The organism is Aliiroseovarius sp. M344 (assembly GCF_025140835.1).
In the GTDB taxonomy this organism is placed as follows: domain Bacteria; phylum Pseudomonadota; class Alphaproteobacteria; order Rhodobacterales; family Rhodobacteraceae; genus Aliiroseovarius.
Genome location: NZ_CP081153.1, coordinates 2,732,767 through 2,750,477 on the forward strand (window position 1 = coordinate 2,732,767; position 17,711 = coordinate 2,750,477).

Annotated in this window: 15 protein-coding genes and 1 other RNA gene; 6 read left to right on the plus strand and 10 right to left on the minus strand. The window is 59.3% G+C overall.

Translation table 11 applies throughout. The features are described from left to right. Nucleotides 1-36 precede the first annotated feature (36 nt). Entirely contained in the window at nucleotides 37-876 is an 840-nt protein-coding gene (locus tag K3556_RS13405; protein ID WP_409557754.1) for an EAL domain-containing protein, read from the minus strand. Nucleotides 877-987: 111 nt separating this feature from the next. Between K3556_RS13405 and K3556_RS13410 the strand changes: the two genes are divergently transcribed. Next, on the plus strand, nucleotides 988-1,587 hold the full coding sequence (locus tag K3556_RS13410) for a DNA-3-methyladenine glycosylase I (RefSeq protein WP_260517273.1): 600 nt from the start codon (nucleotides 988-990) through the stop codon (nucleotides 1,585-1,587). Here the strand turns inward: K3556_RS13410 and K3556_RS13415 are convergent. Next, a complete protein-coding gene (locus K3556_RS13415) occupies nucleotides 1,544-2,710 on the minus strand; it encodes a lytic murein transglycosylase (RefSeq protein ID WP_260517274.1) in 1,167 nt (388 codons plus the stop codon). The genes K3556_RS13410 and K3556_RS13415 overlap by 44 nt on opposite strands. Before the next feature lie 295 nt (nucleotides 2,711-3,005). On the opposite strand from K3556_RS13415, the gene argH reads away from it, so the two are divergent. The 3 genes from argH (at nucleotide 3,006) to K3556_RS13430 (ending at nucleotide 8,403) form a co-directional block, all read left to right on the plus strand. Continuing rightward, complete coding sequence (argH, locus tag K3556_RS13420; RefSeq protein ID WP_260517275.1) at nucleotides 3,006-4,403, plus strand: argininosuccinate lyase; 1,398 nt, start codon at nucleotides 3,006-3,008, stop codon at nucleotides 4,401-4,403. Between the two features lie 138 nt (nucleotides 4,404-4,541). Next, the gene (gene lysA, locus K3556_RS13425; RefSeq protein ID WP_260517276.1) at nucleotides 4,542-5,807 is read left to right on the plus strand and encodes a diaminopimelate decarboxylase; all 1,266 of its coding nucleotides are present in this window, start codon (nucleotides 4,542-4,544) and stop codon (nucleotides 5,805-5,807) included. Nucleotides 5,808-5,823: 16 nt separating this feature from the next. Next, the gene (locus K3556_RS13430; RefSeq protein ID WP_260517277.1) at nucleotides 5,824-8,403 is read left to right on the plus strand and encodes a TIGR02302 family protein; all 2,580 of its coding nucleotides are present in this window, start codon (nucleotides 5,824-5,826) and stop codon (nucleotides 8,401-8,403) included. A gap of 22 nt (nucleotides 8,404-8,425) precedes the next feature. On the opposite strand, the gene recR is transcribed toward K3556_RS13430, so the two are convergent. The 7 genes from recR to K3556_RS13465 all read right to left on the minus strand — a co-directional run bounded on the left by recR (nucleotide 8,426) and on the right by K3556_RS13465 (nucleotide 15,113). Next, nucleotides 8,426-9,022 (minus strand): recombination mediator RecR, encoded by a 597-nt coding sequence (gene recR / locus K3556_RS13435; protein WP_260517278.1) that lies wholly within the window; start codon nucleotides 9,020-9,022, stop codon nucleotides 8,426-8,428. A gap of 13 nt (nucleotides 9,023-9,035) precedes the next feature. Then, nucleotides 9,036-9,380, minus strand: coding sequence for a YbaB/EbfC family nucleoid-associated protein (locus K3556_RS13440; protein WP_260517279.1), 345 nt, complete (start codon nucleotides 9,378-9,380; stop codon nucleotides 9,036-9,038). Nucleotides 9,381-9,475: 95 nt separating this feature from the next. After that, complete coding sequence (locus tag K3556_RS13445) at nucleotides 9,476-11,248, minus strand: DNA polymerase III subunit gamma/tau (protein WP_260517280.1); 1,773 nt, start codon at nucleotides 11,246-11,248, stop codon at nucleotides 9,476-9,478. An 81-nt stretch (nucleotides 11,249-11,329) separates the two neighbouring features. Beyond that, on the minus strand, nucleotides 11,330-11,707 hold the full coding sequence (locus K3556_RS13450) for a DUF202 domain-containing protein (RefSeq protein ID WP_260517281.1): 378 nt from the start codon (nucleotides 11,705-11,707) through the stop codon (nucleotides 11,330-11,332). A 72-nt stretch (nucleotides 11,708-11,779) separates the two neighbouring features. Next, complete coding sequence (rsgA, locus tag K3556_RS13455) at nucleotides 11,780-12,808, minus strand: ribosome small subunit-dependent GTPase A (protein WP_260517282.1); 1,029 nt, start codon at nucleotides 12,806-12,808, stop codon at nucleotides 11,780-11,782. 241 nt (nucleotides 12,809-13,049) lie between these two features. Next, nucleotides 13,050-13,147: signal recognition particle sRNA small type (ffs, locus tag K3556_RS13460), an RNA gene on the minus strand. 37 nt (nucleotides 13,148-13,184) lie between these two features. Next, entirely contained in the window at nucleotides 13,185-15,113 is a 1,929-nt protein-coding gene (locus tag K3556_RS13465; protein WP_260517283.1) for a bifunctional 2',3'-cyclic-nucleotide 2'-phosphodiesterase/3'-nucleotidase, read from the minus strand. 190 nt (nucleotides 15,114-15,303) lie between these two features. Here K3556_RS13465 and nudC point away from each other — a divergent pair, with 190 nt between their 5' ends. Both nudC and K3556_RS13475 read left to right on the plus strand, forming a co-directional pair. Continuing rightward, nucleotides 15,304-16,269 carry an NAD(+) diphosphatase gene (gene nudC / locus K3556_RS13470; protein ID WP_260517284.1) on the plus strand — a complete coding sequence of 322 codons (966 nt, stop codon included), beginning with the start codon at nucleotides 15,304-15,306 and terminating at the stop codon, nucleotides 16,267-16,269. A 45-nt stretch (nucleotides 16,270-16,314) separates the two neighbouring features. Further along, entirely contained in the window at nucleotides 16,315-16,794 is a 480-nt protein-coding gene (locus K3556_RS13475) for an SRPBCC family protein (RefSeq protein WP_260517285.1), read from the plus strand. On the opposite strand, the gene K3556_RS13480 is transcribed toward K3556_RS13475, so the two are convergent. Beyond that, nucleotides 16,795-17,628 carry a prephenate dehydratase gene (locus K3556_RS13480; protein WP_260517286.1) on the minus strand — a complete coding sequence of 278 codons (834 nt, stop codon included), beginning with the start codon at nucleotides 17,626-17,628 and terminating at the stop codon, nucleotides 16,795-16,797. Between the last annotated feature and the right edge of the window lie 83 nt (nucleotides 17,629-17,711).

Consider the following 17,711-nt stretch of genomic DNA (forward strand, 5'->3'; position numbering starts at 1 on the left):
CCCGCGCCGTCAGCGGTCCGGGAAAATGAAGGCCGGTCAGGGCGCTCGCTGCCAATAGGGATTTATCGTTGGCGCCCCAAAATAAAATCCCTGCATGCAGTCCACGCCAATCGAGGCAAGATAGGCCGCATCCAGATGGCTTTCGACACTTTCCGCAACGGTGAACATGTCAAAATGTCGGGCGAGGGACAGCATCGCTTCGGTCAATATCTGGTTGTCGGCATTTTGGTGGATACCGCGGATGAACTCGCCGTCGATCTTCAGGATATCAAAGTAGAAGTCCCTGAGATAACGAAAGGAAGTGAACCCCGCTCCAAAATCGTCCAGCGCGAAGCTGATCCCCTTTTGCTGCAGTTCAGCCATGAAAACTTGCACCAGATCTGGCATCGTGATGGCCGTACGTTCGGTGATTTCCAGAATCAGCCGTTCGCCCACCGTCGGGTTATCTTGCAGCCCACGATCCAAGACCTGCTTCCAACCCGGATAGGCGATCGAGCGGGCCGACATGTTGATCGCCAACCGCAACCCCGGTTCAGCCGCCAACACCTCCAGCCCTTTTTCCAAAGCAAGCGCATCAAGTATACGCCCCATTTCGGTGTCTTCGACGGCATCAATAAAACTTTTGGCGGGAATCACCCGGCCCGATGAATCATGCACCCGCAACAGACCTTCATAAAATGCCATTTGATCAGGATTGGCGGTCTGCACGACCGGTTGATAGGCCAGTTTCACCTGTTTGTGGCGTAACGCATGGCGCACCAGATCCAGCGCCTCATGATCGCGCAGATCAACAGCGACGGACAGTGGATCGCTCATCGGGGCGGTGCTTATTGGGGCGGATTGCGGCGCATCGACCCGTTTGAAGTTTTGCAGCATTGTTATTCTCCGTCGCAACGTTGAGACATTGATGCGCCACATATGCTAACAAGCTGTAAAATCTTCAATTTCCTGATAATTTTACGGAAATGATCTAATGGGAGCTCAAATATGACCCAACGCTGCGCTTGGTGCGGAGAAGACCCGTTTTATGTCGCCTATCACGACACCGAATGGGGTGTGCCAGAATATGATGGCCGCGCCTTATGGGAAAAACTGATCCTTGATGGGTTTCAGGCCGGGCTGAGCTGGATAACAATTCTGCGCAAGCGCGACGCCTTCCGTGCCGCGTTTGAGGGGTTCGACCCAGCGGTTATCGCCAAATGGGGCGAAGATGACGTTTCCCGGCTGTTGGGCAATGCGGGTATTATCCGGCATCGCGGAAAGATCGAGGCCACCATTGGCAACGCTCGGGCTTATCTGGATTTGGGCGGTTCGCAGGCCTTTTCTGACTGGATATGGGGCTATGTCGACGGCGTGCCGCAAATTGGGCAATTTGCAAGCCTTTCTGATGTCCCAGCCTCCACGCCGTTATCTGTGCAGATTTCGAAAGACCTGAAAAAGGCGGGCTTCAAGTTCTGTGGTCCAACCATCGTCTATGCATGGCTCCAAGCTTGCGGCCTATTCAATGACCACACCACTGGGTGCTTTCGATTTGATCAGGTTGCTACCGAAGTCCCGCCAGCAAGTCCCGGCTGGGAACGCCCGTAACCGGGACGCCGCGCGCGGTTTGATAGGACCTGATCGCCGCCCGCCCTTTTTCACCGATGACACCATCGGGACGTCCGGCTTTGAAACCCAAGTCGTTCAGCCGTTTTTGCAGCTCTTTTCGCTCGGCAGTAGTCATGCCCCAAGGGTCCCCCGGGAATTTTGCCCGAATGGCACCGCGACCAGCCAGCCGATCGGAAAGGTGCCCAACGCCGATGACATAACTGTCGGCGTAATTGTAGGTCTTCAGCACATGAAAATTGTCGAAAATCATGAAAACGGGGCCCGAAGGGCCAGCAGGCAAAATCAGCGCGCCATGATCCGACCCGCTGAGCTTTTCGCCTGATGCGTGGGTCACGCCAAGCTGCGCCCAATCCTTTTGCCGTTGCGCATAGACACGGCCGGTGCGGGCAAGATCAAACCCTTGCGGCAGCCGGACTTCATAAGCCCAAGGCTGGTCTTTCTGCCACCCCTTGGCCCGTAGATACGCCGCCGTCGAGGCCAGCGCATCCGTGGGGTCATCGGCCCAGATGTCGCGACGACCGTCATTGTTGAAATCAACCGCGTAGCGCAGGAATGAACTCGGCATAAACTGCGTGTGCCCCATGGCCCCAGCATAAGAACCCTTCAACCTGCTAAGCGAAGTGTCACCTGACTCGAGTATTTTCAGCGCGGCCAGAAGCTCGACTTCGAACAAGTCACGACGGCGGCCTTCATATGCCAATGACGCAAGCGTCGACAGCACCGGGGCTGATCCACGCACAGCGCCAAAGCTGCTTTCCATGCCCCAGATTGCCACGATAATTTCGCGCGGTACGTCGTATTCCGCTTCGATTCGGCCCAAAAGTGTTGGATACCGCGACAAGATCACCTGCCCACCTTTGACCCGTTGCGGGGACGCCGCGGCGGCGATGTAATCACCAAGCGATCTTGCGGTTTCAGCTGGCGCTTTGTCAGTCTGGACCACCCTCGGCAGAAACTCGACCTCATCCAACGCGCGCAGCGTATCCGCCAGCAATCCATTCGCAGCGGCGCGCGCGCGGAAACCTGCGCGCCAAGCTTCAAACCCGGCGTTTGCCAGCGCAGCTTTGGGTGCAATACTTGTGGCCAAGAGCAGCCCAGCCACTTGTCGCCTTGAAAAACTTCTGATTTGCATGCCTTTTGACACCCCAGTCATCGCAGCCTCATCCGTGCCTCTCTGCGGGCACCGAATGCGAATAATACGCCTGTTTGTGGCGGCCACAAAGGGTCGCGCGGCGGATCGGCGAAGTGTTGCGCGGTAGATCGGCGGTCCGTCGCTGACGCCACCGCGGCGCAAGCCGTCGCTACCGGCATCGTACCAATCTTCCCTGCCCAATTGCGCCTTCGGCCCGTGCCGCGTATAGCAATCCAAACAAGCTTGAAGACCCGAAAGGCCAACCATGAGTGACGACAGCAAATCCGCAAACGCCATGTGGGGTGGCCGCTTCTCGGCAGGCCCCGATGCGATCATGGAGGCGATCAATGCCTCGATTGGCTATGACCAGCGCATGGCGCGGCAGGATATTGACGGCTCGCGCGCGCACGCGTCCATGTTGGCGGCGGTCGGTGTTATCACCCAACAGGACGCTGATGCGATCCGCGCCGGTCTGTCGGAGGTTCTGGCCGAGATCGAAGGCGGCACCTTTGCCTTCTCGACCGCGCTGGAAGACATTCACATGAATGTCGAGGCCCGCTTGAAAGAGATTGTCGGCGAACCAGCAGGCCGTCTGCACACCGCCCGGTCGCGCAACGACCAAGTGGCCACCGATTTCCGCCTGTGGGTCCGCGACCAGTTGGATGCCGCAGTCGAAGGGTTGGAGGCGTTGATCCACGCCCTTCTGGGGCAGGCCGAGATCGGTGCCGACTGGGTCATGCCCGGCTTCACCCATCTTCAGACCGCCCAGCCCGTCACCTGGGGTCATCACATGATGGCATATGTCGAAATGTTCGCGCGGGATATGTCCCGTTTTCGCGATGCCCGTGCGCGGATGAACGAAAGCCCTTTGGGTTCGGCCGCGCTGGCCGGCACCTCGTTCCCCATTGACCGACACATGACGGCAGAGGCTTTGGGCTTTGATCGCCCGTCGGCCAACTCGCTGGACGCGGTGGCAGATCGCGATTTCGCGCTGGAGTTCCTGTCGTCAGCCACGATCTGCGCCATGCACCTGTCACGCTTTGCCGAAGAGCTGGTGATCTGGTCCTCGGCGCAGTTCCGCTTCGTGCGCATGTCGGACAAATGGTCGACCGGTTCATCGATCATGCCGCAAAAACGCAACCCGGATGCCGCCGAGCTGATCCGGGCCAAGATCGGGCGGATTATGGGCGCAAATATTGGGCTGATGACGGTGATGAAGGGGCTTCCGCTGGCCTATTCCAAGGACATGCAGGAAGATAAAGAACAAGTATTCGACGCTGCCGACAACCTGATGCTGGCGCTGGCTGCAATGACCGGCATGGTGTCGGACATGGCCGCCAACACTGAAAGCCTTGAGGCCGCTGCGTCCTCGGGCTTCTCGACCGCGACCGATCTGGCTGATTGGTGCGTGCGCGCGCTGAACATGCCCTTCCGCGATGCACACCACGTCACCGGGTCACTGGTTGCGATGGCCGAGGCACGCGGCTGCGACCTGCCAGACCTTAGCCTTGCCGACATGCAATCGGTCAACGACCAGATCACCGACGAGGTATTCAGCGTGCTGGGTGTCCACAATTCTGTCGCCAGCCGCACGTCATATGGCGGCACAGCCCCGTCCGAAGTCCGCAAACAAGTCGCGCGCTGGAAGGAGATACTGGCATGATCCGTGTGACCTTGATCCTCGCCCTTCTTGGCCTTGCTGCCTGTGGCGCTGATGGCGAACCCATCCGCCCCGGCAGCCCCGAAGACATCGCAGAACAGAAAGCGCGCCAATAGGCACGCAGACCAAAAAGGCTCGCCCATGGATCATTTCCTTTACCAAAACGGCATTCTGCACGCCGAAGACGTGGCAATTCCTGAAATTGCCGCGAAAGTCGGCACGCCTTTCTATGTCTATTCCTCGGCCACACTGAAACGTCATATCGGTTTGTTCACCGAGGCACTTGGTTGGGCAGACCACCTTGTCTGCTTTGCGGTCAAATCAAATTCGAACCTCGCCGTGTTGAAACTGCTGGGCGATCTGGGGGCGGGGATGGATGTGGTGTCCGAGGGCGAATACCGCCGCGCGCTGGCCGCTGGTGTTCCGGGTGACAGGATCGTCTTTTCTGGCGTTGGAAAAACCCGCGACGAAATGCGGCTGGCCCTGACCCACGGCATCCGGCAATTCAATCTGGAAAGCGAACCCGAAATGCGGGTGCTCTCTCAGGTTGCCTCTGAAATGGGTGTGGTTGCCCCCGTGACCGTGCGGGTGAACCCGGATGTGGATGCGAAAACCCATGCCAAGATCTCGACCGGTAAATCTGAAAACAAGTTCGGCATCCCGATTGCGCGCGCCCGCGCGGTTTATGCCGAGATTGCCACCCTGCCCGGTTTGAAGGCCGTCGGCATCGACGTGCATATCGGCTCGCAACTGATCGATCTTGAGCCGTTCCGCCAAGCCTATCAAAAGGTCGCCGAATTGACCGAAGCGCTGCGCGAAGATGGCCATGACATCACGCGGCTCGATCTGGGCGGCGGGCTTGGCATTCCTTATGAGCGGTCGAACTCTGCGCCGCCCTTGCCCATCGAGTATGGCAAGATGGTGCGCGAAACCGTTGGTCATCTTGGCTGCGAGATTGAAATCGAGCCGGGTCGGCTGGTGTCCGGCAATGCCGGGCTGATGGTCACGTCTGTCATTTACGTCAAAGAAGGCGAAGGGCAGGATTTTCTGATCATCGATGCCGCGATGAACGATCTCTTACGACCTGCCATGTATGACGCGCACCACGATATTGTGCCGGTCATCGACGCAGAACCAGGCTTGGACAAAGCACGCTATGACATCGTGGGTCCGATCTGCGAAACCGGCGACACCTTTGCCAAAGGCCGCGATCTGGACGCGTTGCAGCCCGATGACCTGATCGCATTCCGGTCGGCGGGGGCCTATGGCGCGGTGATGGCATCAGAATACAATTCCCGCCCGCTGATCCCCGAAGTTCTGGTGATGGGTGATCAATTTGAAGTCATCCGGGCCCGACCCACCTATGAAGACATGCTGGGACGCGATACCATCCCTGCATGGCTGTGAACTCAACGCGGGTCCAATGACCCGCCCAACATTACCTGACGAGGTGCAATCGCACCTGAAATGGCCCTTGCGTTTGACAGGGGCGGGTATGGTTGTGGAACGGGCCTGGCAGGCGTTCTGGCCCTTGGTGTCGGTCCTTCTATCGGCGTTTGCAGTATGGAGTTTCTGGACATCCGGCCCATCCTCCTTTGCGACCGGCTTAATGGTGATTGGCGCTGCCGCAGCCCTGACCGCGCTGATTTGGGGCGCACGCAAATTCGCATGGCCCGGGCGGGCAGATCGTATCGCGCGGCTGGACGACAGCTTGCACGGCCACCCGATTGCCGCCCTTCAAGACAAGCAGGCAACTGGGCGCAACGACGCGGCCTCGCGCGATCTTTGGCACACCCATCTGCACCGTATGGCCCAGCGTTTAAAGGGAATTCGGCCGGTTTCGCCCAACCTGCGCGTTGCGTTGAATGACCCCTTTGGTTTGCGCCTGATGGCCGCCACAGCCGCGGCACTGGCCCTTGGTTTCACCCCTTGGCTCGACCGCGCAAGCGACTTGCCGGGCGGCAATGGTGCGGCCGATGCCACACCGATTGCGAGCGCCAGTTGGGAAGGATGGATCGAACCACCCGGCTATACTGGACGCCCCAGCCTCTATCTGGCGGACCAAAGCCCGGGCCCGCTGGCGGTGCCTTCCGGCAGTCGCTTGACCTTGCGGCTCTATGGCGACCTTGAGGCCCTGTCGGTCACCTCCGATCTGTCGGACGCGCCGATCACCGGCCCGACACAGCAAAACTATGTGCAGGTTATCACCCAAGATGGCCTGCTCCGCATCGACGGCCCCGGCGCGGCCGCTTGGCAAATCAGCGCAATTGGCGACACCCCGCCGACCGTGCGTGTGGCCGGAGACCTCTCGCGCCGCTTGGCTGGCGATTTCTCGCTCTCGTTTATTGCCACGGACGACTATTCGGTCACAGCTGGGCAGGCCGAGGCATCTCTTGGTCTTGAGCGCATAGACCGTCGCCATGGGCTGAAGAATGATCCCGAACCCCGCCCGCCACTGATCGTTGACTTGCCGCTGCCCTACCGGGGGACTCGAACCCTGATCGAAGGGGTGTTGGAAGAAAACCTAATCGAACACCCATGGGCAGGTCTGCCAATCACCCTGACCCTGAGGGTCGAAGATGGCGCAGGTCAAACTGGCGCGTCCGCACCGATGAACATCATTTTGCCAGCTCGTCGCTTTCTGCACCCTGTTGCCAAAGCGCTGATCGAACAGCGCCGCGATCTGATGTGGTCACGCCTAAACGGAGGTGGTGTCGCGCAGGTTCTGCGCGCCGTTCTGAACCGCCCCGATGATCTTGATCTGCCAGACGGTGTCTATTTGCGGCTGCGCGGGGCGATCCGCCGGCTGGAAGCGGGTCTTGCCTTCGCTGATCTGCCCTCTGGATTGCCGGAAGACTTGCGGGACGAGGTCGCAGCCCTGTTATGGGACGTTGCGGTTGAACTTGACGATGGCCGCCTTGCCGATGCACTTGCGCGCATGCAGCAGGCGCAGGACCGACTGGAACAGGCGATGCGCGACGGTGCCAGCGAAGAAGAACTGGCCGAACTGATGGACGATGTCCGCGAGGCGATGCGCGACTATCTGGATCAACTGGCGCAAAACCAACAACAGAATGGCCCTCAATCAGATCAGCCGCAGTCTGAAAACGGGGTCGAAATGAGTCAGGCCGACATCGAAGACATGATGGACCGCATCGAAGAGCTGATGCGCGAAGGGCGCGAAGACGAAGCGATGCAGATGCTCGACCAGTTGCGCCAGATGATGGAAAACATGCAGATGGCGCAGGGCGGGCAATCCAGCCAGCCCGGCGAAAATGCGCGCGAGGGTCTTCAGAACACATTGCGCGAGCAACAGGGCTTGTCAGACCAGGCGTTCCGCGACCTGCAGGAACAAGGCCAAGGCTCTCAAGCGGGCGAAGCCGAGGGCAACGAAGGCCGCGATGGCGGTCAAGGGCGCGGGCAAAGCCATAGCGGATCCGGTGGTCAAGAGGGTCAAGATGGCCAAGGTGCTGGCGCAGAGCAGAACAGCGGCGCCGGTGACGGCAACGATCTGGCTGGGCGGCAAAGCGATTTACAACGGCAACTGGAAGCCCAGCGCCGCGACCTGCCGGGCGCAAGTGGCGAGGCGGGTCAAGCCGCGCGCGACGCGCTGGATGAGGCTGGCCGCGCCATGGGCGACGCCGCAGACGCTTTGGAACAAGGCGACCTTCCCGAAGCGTTGGGCCGTCAGGCCGATGCGATGGAAGCCTTGCGCGAAGGCATGCGTCGCTTTGACGAGGCGATGGATCAACAACAAGCCCAGCGTGAAGGCGAACAGGGCAACAGCCCGGGCGAAGGCCGCAGATCCAGCCAGCGCGACCCACTGGGACGCAACCCGGATGGACAGTCTGGGGCAGTTGCCACGGACAGTCCGCTTGAGGATGGGGAAGATGTGTACCGCCGCGCGCAGGAACTTATGAACGAGCTGCGTCAGCGGTCTGGCGAAAGTGAGCGCCCAGATTTGGAACGCGACTATCTGAAAAGGTTGCTGGATCAGTTCTGATCGGGTCAGTTTAACGGCAGGCTCAATACCGCTTTCGTGCCGCCAAAGCTGCCGAAATGGTGCCTTCGTCCAGATAGTCAAGCTCGCCGCCAATTGGCACACCCTGCGCCAAGGATGAAACAGCGCACCGCCCTTCCAGTTCTTCGGCGATATAATGTGCTGTAGTCTGGCCATCGACGGTGGCGTTCAGCGCCAAGATGACCTCGGTCACATTCTCATCAGCAACGCGCTGAATAAGGCGTGGGATACCAAGATCTTCCGGGCCGACCGCATCGAGAGCTGAGAGGGTGCCACCTAACACGTGATAGCGGCCCTTGAACCGGCCCGCGCGCTCCATCGCCCACAAGTCGGCGACATCTTCGACGACGCAAATCTCGCCCACCGCGCGTTTTTCAGAAGCGCAAATATCGCAACGATCCGCGGTTGAGACATTCCCACAGACCACGCATTCGCGCGCTGTTTCTGCCACAGCGGCCATCGCATCTGCCAACGGGGTCAGCACAAGCGCGCGCTTGCGGATCAGATACAGAACTGCGCGCCGGGCTGACCGCGGCCCCAGACCGGGCAGCTTCGCCATCAACTCGATCAGGTTCTCGATATCTCGTGGGGCTTCTGACATGCGCTGATCTGCCTTAGAACGGCAGGTTCATGTCCTTGGGCAGGCCAAGCTCTTCTGTCAGGCGCGACATTTCGCTTTCGCTGCGATCCTGCGCCTTGGCCTGCGCGTCCTTAATTGCGGCCAGAATAAGGTCCTCGACCACTTCTTTTTCGTCAGGGTTGAAGATCGAAGGATCAATATCCAGCCCCGTCAGCACGCCCTTGGCCGTGGCTGTGGCGCGCACCAAACCGGCGCCGCTTTCACCAACCACGGTCATCGTGGACAGGCTTTCCTGCAGATCCGACATTTTTGTCTGCATTTCTTGTGCGGCCTTCATCATCTTGGCCATATCGCCAAGACCACCCAGTCCTTTCAGCATTTTACGCTCCTCGAAATCTTTTGCGAAATCATCTGTTCGGCTCAGTCCTAGATACGGTCAGCGCACATGGCTTACAAGGTGTCACGGGGCTTGCATCACGTCTCTTCGAACGGGTCCCATTCATCCTCGACCTCTGGCAGAGCTTCGACAGCGGCCTCGCCGGCCATATCCGCTGCGGTGCGAATCTCGGTGATCTGCGCGTTCGGAAAGCTCGCGATCACGGCCTGAACCAACGGGTGCGCTGCTGCCTCTTTTTGCAACGCAAGCTTTTCGCTATCACGTATTTCGGTAATCGTCGCTGTATCGCAGCCGTTAACGAGCGTGACGCCCCAGCGCACACCGGTCCAGCCTTGCAACCGTTGCGCCAGACGCGCGGCAAGGTCGGACGGGGCCTCATCTGACGGTGTAAATTCGATCCGCCCCGGCATGTACGACGCGAGCCGCACGCCGCCCTCAACTTCGACCAGCAATTTCACATCTCGGTTGGCCCGGATCAGCTCTATCACGTCCTCAAACCGGGCATAACGCGCCAAGGCGTTTTCCGGCTCGGCTGACACTGCCAAAGCGGTTGCCCCGCCACTCGGCACGCCACCGGAAACGGCACTGCGCGACACAGAGGTGGCGCCCGTTTGACCGCCCCCCGATGGCGCAGGGGCACCGCCTGCCGGCCCGGGCGGCGGCACCGGTTGGTCTTTCAGCTTGCGCACCAGTTCTTCGGGCGTGGGCAGATCAGCCACATGGGTTAGCCGAATAACCGCCATCTCAGCGGCCATCATCGAATTAGGTGCGACCGAAACTTCTTCGATTGCTTTCAGCAACATTTGCCACATCCGCGACAAAACCCGCATCGGCAGCGCCTGCGCCATGGTTTGCCCGCGGTTGCGTTCGTCGGTCGAGACGGTCGGATCCTCGACAGCCTCTGGTGTAATCTTGATCACGCTCAACCAGTGCGACACCTCGGCCAAATCGCGTAGCACGGCCATGGGGTCAGCCCCGTCGGCATACTGCCCGCCAAGCTCGACCAGCGCACCGGCTGCATCCCCTTTCAGGATCAGATCCATCAGGTCCAGAACCCGACCCCGATCCGCCAGTCCTAACATGGCACGCACTTGGTCGGCGGTGGTTTCCCCCGCGCCGTGACTGATCGCCTGATCCAACAGGGATTGCGCATCGCGCGCCGACCCTTCGGCGGCGCGGGTGATCAAAGCCAGCGCATCCTCGGCTATCTCAGCCCCTTCTGCGTCGGCGATCCGGCGCAGCATCAGCAACATGTCTTCGGGCTCGATCCGGCGCAGATCAAACCGCTGGCAACGGCTCAGAACCGTCACCGGAACTTTGCGAATCTCGGTCGTCGCGAAAATGAATTTCACATGCTCGGGTGGTTCTTCCAGCGTCTTCAACAGCGCGTTGAACGCACTTGTCGACAGCATGTGAACTTCGTCGATTATATAGATCTTGTACCGAGCCGATGCCGCCCGGTAATGCACGCTGTCGATAATCTCGCGGATGTCGCCAACACCGGTGCGCGACGCCGCGTCCATCTCCATCACATCGACGTGCCGACCTTCTGCGATGGCCACGCAATGTTCGCACTTTCCACAGGGTTCCACCGTCGGCCCACCGGTGCCATCAGGCCCGATGCAGTTCATTCCCTTGGCGATAATCCGTGCAGTCGTCGTTTTGCCGACCCCACGGATGCCGGTCATAACAAAGGCCTGCGCAATCCGATCAGCTTCAAATGCGTTTTTCAGCGTGCGCACCATCGCCTCTTGCCCGATCAGATCGGCAAAGGTTTCTGGACGGTATTTGCGGGCAAGAACCTGATAGGGTTGGGCCGTTTTCGCCGTGTCGGGTGTGGTGTCGCTCATCATCAGCCTTTATCGGGATTCGTCCGGTCAACGAAGCCTAAAGCGCGCCGGGGCGAGGGTCCACCAAAGAAGCATTGTCCGTCACAGCGCCCAAAGGATGCCCCCGACCGAAATGGTCGCGACGGTCATCAATACAGCCAGTGTTGTGAAGGATTTTGTCGGCATGGCTTCTGCATCATTGTCTGAAAGGCGCATCAGCGTTTTGCAGGCCTGTCGCCGCGCGGCCCAATAAATTATTATAGCCGTCAGCAGAAACAACGAGGCAACCAGCTTGGCCGCCCATGTCGGATCAAACGCCCCGAAAACGGCCTTCAGGCCAATCGCAACACCGACCGCCCCCAGCCCGGTGCCCATCCACGCCGAAAACGTGCGTTCGTTGGCCATGATGGTTCGATCCTCGGCCCAGCGCGTTCGGGTTTCGGCTTTTTCTTCGCTGTCTTTTTCCTGGTGGCTGGCCATCTTTGAACCCTACCTCGTCAGTTTGCGCGGTGCGACCCGTTTTACCCGTCGCACCACGCGATGGGCACGAACCTAACGACCCTTACGCTTTCCGGCACCCCTTGTGGCGCCTTTCACCATCTTCGAAAACTTCCGCTCACGCGCCCGGCTTTCGGCCACGGTTTCGGTGTTCTTGGCCTCACCGGACCGCAACTTGCGCCACCGCTCCAACCGATCAATGTCAAGCTCACCTGCTTCGATGGCGGCACGCACCGCGCACCCCGGTTCGGTGTCATGCGCGCAGTCAGAAAAACGACATTGCGTTTCCAACTCGGCCAGATCGTCAAACACGGTGTCGATCCCCTCGCGGGTGTCCAGCAGCCGCAAGGCGCGCATTCCGGGCATGTCGATAATCCACCCGCCCTGCCGCATGGGCCGCATGCTGCGCGAGGTGGTAATATGCCGCCCTTTCGCGTCATCCTCGCGAATCCCGCCTGTGTCGGCATCGCCACCTGTCAGCCCGTTGGTCAGAGTGGTTTTCCCCACGCCCGAGGACCCAATGAAGGCCGCTGTTTGCGGCGCTTTGCACCACGCGGCCACAGCGGCCGCACCGGATGGATCACGAGCGTTTACGGTCAAGATCGTCAACATCGGATCAAGGGTTTGCGCTTCAACCTCGTATTGACGAGGGTCGTCGCTCAGGTCGGATTTGGTCAACACAAGAACAGGGTAACAACCTGCCTCATGCGCCAACGCCAAAAACCGTTCAATCCGCGCAATGTTGAAGTCATCGTTGCACGATGTCACGATAAACAGCGTATCAACATTGGCCGCGATCAATTGGGTATGAGCATCTGTCCCAGCCGCGCGCCGTTGCAACAACGATTTGCGATCCAGACAGTGTTGAATGCGCATCTCTGCATCAGCCAGAACCCAATCGCCAACCGCCAGTTCACCTGCGATGATCTTGGGCGAGGTCAGCATAGCCTCGCCAGCTTCGCCCAGTGCGTCCATGCGGCTGCGATGGATGTCCGTGATGCGGTATGGGGTCAGGTCGGCGGTATCGTCGTACTGCGCCCCGAAGAAAGAGGACCATCCAAGGTCCGTAAGTGTGTATGTCATTGGTCTGCCTGTTTCAGCATAGCTTGGCACCCCGCGCGCCAACGCGGCTTGGGGTGTGCGTGCTCAGGCAGAAAGGGGATAGACCCGCTTAGCAAGTTCCTGCCCGAAGGGTGATGACGACATTCATGTTAGCCCTCCGATACTATGCGGGCAACGCCATCTGGCAGCCCTTGGGTTCGTGTCCCTATGGGTGATACGTCGGTTCACCTGCCGGGGCTTCAAATTCCGCGAATTTGAAACTGGGTGAGAGGCTGAACACGACCCAAGCGGGGCTCGTTGTGGCTGCTTCCTTCCGGATCTGACCAGGTTGGCGAGGCGCCTGCCCGCGCCAACCTCTCGCCCCTCATATATGAGGCGAAAACCGTCGATGCAAGCCTCAGAGTTCCATCTCGTAATGCGCAAAACCATCATCATCGGTGTCTTTTACACACCGTATGGACAGCCACGGGTAATTTTGGCGCGCCATTTGCGCGGCGGGCGAGGATTTGAAACGGATACTCGCCCCCTCAACTTTGGCAAGTTGCCAAATCGGCTCGTCGCCAACCGCGATCACACCTGCTTGTTCCACATAGGCTTTCAAAACATCGCGAATGGCCAAAGGTGGCATCGCGATAATCTGATCCGTCGGGGCCGCAGGATACCCCCCGCCTCCGCAGGCGCGAAAATCACTGGTGGCCAGCAAAAAGGCGTCATCATCTGCCACCAACCGGCCATTGTGACGCAGGTCAACCACCCGCCCGCCACCCAATCCTGACGCGGCCAAAGTGGGCGCAAGCCGGGCGGGCTGGCTCAGATCAATCAGATAGGTCAGACCCAGCACCGATTCGAGCAGATAGCCCGGAGTGCAGGCCTCTTTGAGCGGCACTGCCCTTTGCCCCGACAATACCTGATTGAACAAGCTGGCTGATCGCTCAAGCCAGTCTTTCATAAATGCGCCGGTCACGCGGATCAGTGTCTGTTCGTTTGGGAAAAGATAGAGGTCAGACAGGGACCGAAGGGTCATCTGGCCTGCCCGCACATCTGTGTAATATTTCGCCCCCGCAAGGCCCCCGGATTTGAACGGTGCGCTGGACGCCAGAACAGGAAGGTCCCCACCCAGAACCTCTGCCTGATACCGGCGGGCATGATCCCTCATCGCTTCTTGCACAAGACGTGTCGCGCGATCAGCACCGACCAACGCAAAGTAGTTCTCCAAATCCTGCGCACAATGGGCGATCGGCGTCCGCATGTGGGACAGCGTCCGCTGATGCAGTTGCTGAAACCATTTCGGAAAGTCACATGTTGCGCCTTCGCCATCGGGCTTCACGTTGGCACCCAAGCGCGCCGACGCTTTCACTTTTCTGAGGGCAGCCCTGCCAGAGCAGACCTGCCAACCGGTGCCATCATGTTGCAGCGCCAGATCAATCACCCCTAGATGCGATCCCCAGAACCCCGGCACGACGGTCGGCACCCGGTTAAGGCTTTCGCACAACCCGTCTGGGCCAACCCCGGGCGAGGTTTGTTGTGGAAAAATCTGATGCGTATGGCCGCCGACGATCGCGTCTATTCCCGCAACGCGCGCCAGCGGCAGCAATGCGTTCTCCATCCCGGCCGTGTGGGTGGCATCGCCCAACCCTGAATGTGCCAGCGCAACGATGATATCTGCGCCACGTGCTTTCAAGTGAGGCACAAAGGCCTGCGCGGTTTCAACGATATCCCGCGTTTCAGGGGCAGTGCCCGAGTTGTGACCCAGCTTCAGCGAACCGGGCGGAAGAAATCCGATCACACCAATGCGGATGTTTCTTGGAAGACCGTCTGCGTCGACAATCTGACGATTGAGCATCGCATAGGGTGGAACCAGCGTTGTGTCCTGCGTCGCCGCCGCCGCCCGCTTCAGGATCGTATTGGCAGACACGATCGGAAACCCGGCTTGCTCGATCGCATCAAAAAGCACCCCGATCCCGCGGTCAAAGTCATGGTTGCCAAGCGTGCCCGCGTCATAGCCCAGAAAATCCATCGCCGCGATCATGGGATGCACTTTGGGTGCACCTTCGCCGCCTGCAGCGCGATATTGTTCGACCACCAGATCGCCCATGGCAGTGCCGTGCAGAAAATCACCGTTGTCCAGAAGGATCGTGTTGGGTTCTTCGGCTCGCGCGGCCTCGATCAGTTGGGCGGTGTTGGTCAGACCCCAACCATCAACCGGACGGTCCGAGAGATAGTCATAGGGTAGAATGTGCATGTGCAGATCGGTTGTGGCCAAGATACGCAATTTCGCTTGCGTCACGCAGTCGGGGCCGCTGCGTCGCTCCAATTGCTGTAACACCAAAGAGACTCCTGCATTCCGGGCAAATGGTTTTCAAGCCCTCGCGGCTTATTGAAAAACATTCAGAAGTAATTTTAAAGACTTGATATGCAACTTTAGCGTGTTTTTCTGACTTGTTGTAAATCCGGGTGGCAATCACCGAACATCCTGTTAGCGTTCGCCGCGAGTTTCAGCGACAGATGAGGGCAGCATGAAAATCGCCGAGCAAGTTACATTCGGTGCGGGGCTATTGGATCGCGCTGCCGAATGGCGAGGCGATGCGGATCGCCTGACCCACCTTGCTGAAACAGCCCGTATTTTGCCGATGTGGCGCGGCAAGCCACTGATCAATCGGGGTACCGAGCAGCAGATTGATCTGGCCTATCTGCCCCTGAGCCACGCCGAGCTTGCGATCCGTAAGGATCGGCTGGTGTTTCTGGGCCGTGATGATGTTGGTCCGCTCTTCGCTGCCGACGTTTCTGACTGGCAACCCGAGGGCGACATGCCCGACCCGAACGCGTTTCTGGATCAAACATGGCAACACTTTCCCGACACGCCGGACAGCCACGGGTTTGCCGAGCTGCGTGGCACCATGGCCCAGCTTACCCCGTTGCAGGCCGAAGTGGCCGCCACGTCGCGCAGCATACTGGAATGGCATCGCATCCACGGGTTCTGCGCCAATTGCGGCGAAAAAAGCATCTCGGCGCAAGCCGGTTGGCAACGCAACTGTCCGGCCTGTCATCGGTCCCATTTTCCGCGCACTGACCCGGTGGTCATCATGCTGATCACACATGGCAATGCGGTGTTGGTTGGGCGCGGCGCACAATGGCCCGAAGGTATGTTCTCACTTCTGGCGGGATTTCTGGAGCCCGGCGAAACCATCGAGGCTGCAACCCGCCGCGAGGTCTTCGAAGAAAGTGGTGTGCGTGTCGGTCAGGTTGACTATCTGTCGTCCCAGCCTTGGCCCTATCCATCATCTTTGATGATTGGAACCCACGGGGTCGCCACCACAACCGAGATCACAATCGACCCCAACGAGCTGGAGCAGGCGATGTGGGTCACGCGCGAAGACATGTTAGATGTGTTTGCAGGCCGAAACCCGGATATATCGCCAGCCAGAAAAGGGTCTATCGCGCAGTTCCTGATTTCAAACTGGCTTGCGGATCGGCTTGATTAAGACCACAAACAAGCAACCACCCGACAGAAGTCAAAGAGACCGAGTATGAAATTCAAGACGCGCGAAGACATCGAAGCCACATTGGAACAGGTGTTTGAAGCTGTGTCAGATTTCGACGGCATGGAACGGGCTGCGCTGCGCCGCGGGGCGGAAGTCACGCGCACCGATACTCTGACTGTGCCGGGTCAGGGTATGACGTGGCATGCCTCTTTCCCGTTTCGCAACCGGACCCGCGTTGCCGATATGATGTTGAAAACCTATGACGCACCGCATCAGCTTGAACTTTTTTCGAAAGTGTCCGGGATCGAGGCCACGGTGGAAGTCGAACTTCTGTCGCTCTCGCGCAATCGCACACGGATGAGCCTGAGCGTCGACATGCGGCCGAAATCGATCCCGGCGCGGCTTCTCATACAGTCAATGAAATTGGCCCGCGCTTCATTGGTGAAGCGGTTTCGCAAACGGGTCGCGGATTATGCGCAATCTATCGAAAACCGCTATCGTCCGACGACCAACCCGATTCGCTAATCAGTCACGCGCCGGGTCACGCGGATAGACACCAAGGATTTCTAGCGTCGACGTGAAATAATCCAGCTCTTCCAAGGCCAATTGCACGGCGCGGTCATCAGGATGACCCTCGATATCGGCATAGAATCGCGTGGCGGTGAACGAACCGTCCACCATATAGCTTTCCAGCTTGGTCATGTTCACGCCGTTGGTCGCAAAGCCGCCCATCGCCTTGTAAAGCGCGGCGGGGATGTTGCGCACTTCGAAAACAAAGGTTGTCATCATGCCATGGTCGCCACGTCTGCTGTGGTTGGGCTCGCGCCCCATGATCACAAAGCGGGTCGTGTTGTGGCCGTGATCTTCGACATCTTCGGCCAACACATCCAGCCCGTAAATCTGCCCGGCCAGCGAAGATGCCAACACGCCCTCGCCCGCTGTTTTTGCCTGCGCCAGTTGCCCGGCCGCGCCGGCGCTGTCAGCGGCCGCAATCCCACGAATACCGTGGCTTTTCAGAAACGTGGCAGATTGCGGAAGCAACACCATATGAGCGCGCACGGTCTTGATATCATCAACTTTCGTGCCCGGAAGCCCCAGCAAGCTGATGCGCACGCGCACGAAAGCCTCGTCTTGGATATGCAGTCCACTTTCAGGTAGCAGACGATGAATATCTGCAACCCGGCCATAGGTTGTGTTCTCGATGGGCAGCATTGCTTGATCCGCAGCACCGCTGCGCACCGCCGCGATCACCTCTTCAAAGGACTCGCAAGGCATCGGATCAAGGCCGGGACGGGCCGCAATGCAGGCCTCGTGCGAATAGGCGCCAGGCTCTCCCTGAAAGGCGATACGGCTCGTCATTTCGCGGTCCCCTGTTGCCGGTTAGCGTTAAAGTCCAACTTGTCGCGCCTCATATCGCTTGAAACATGGCAATGGAAGCGGCT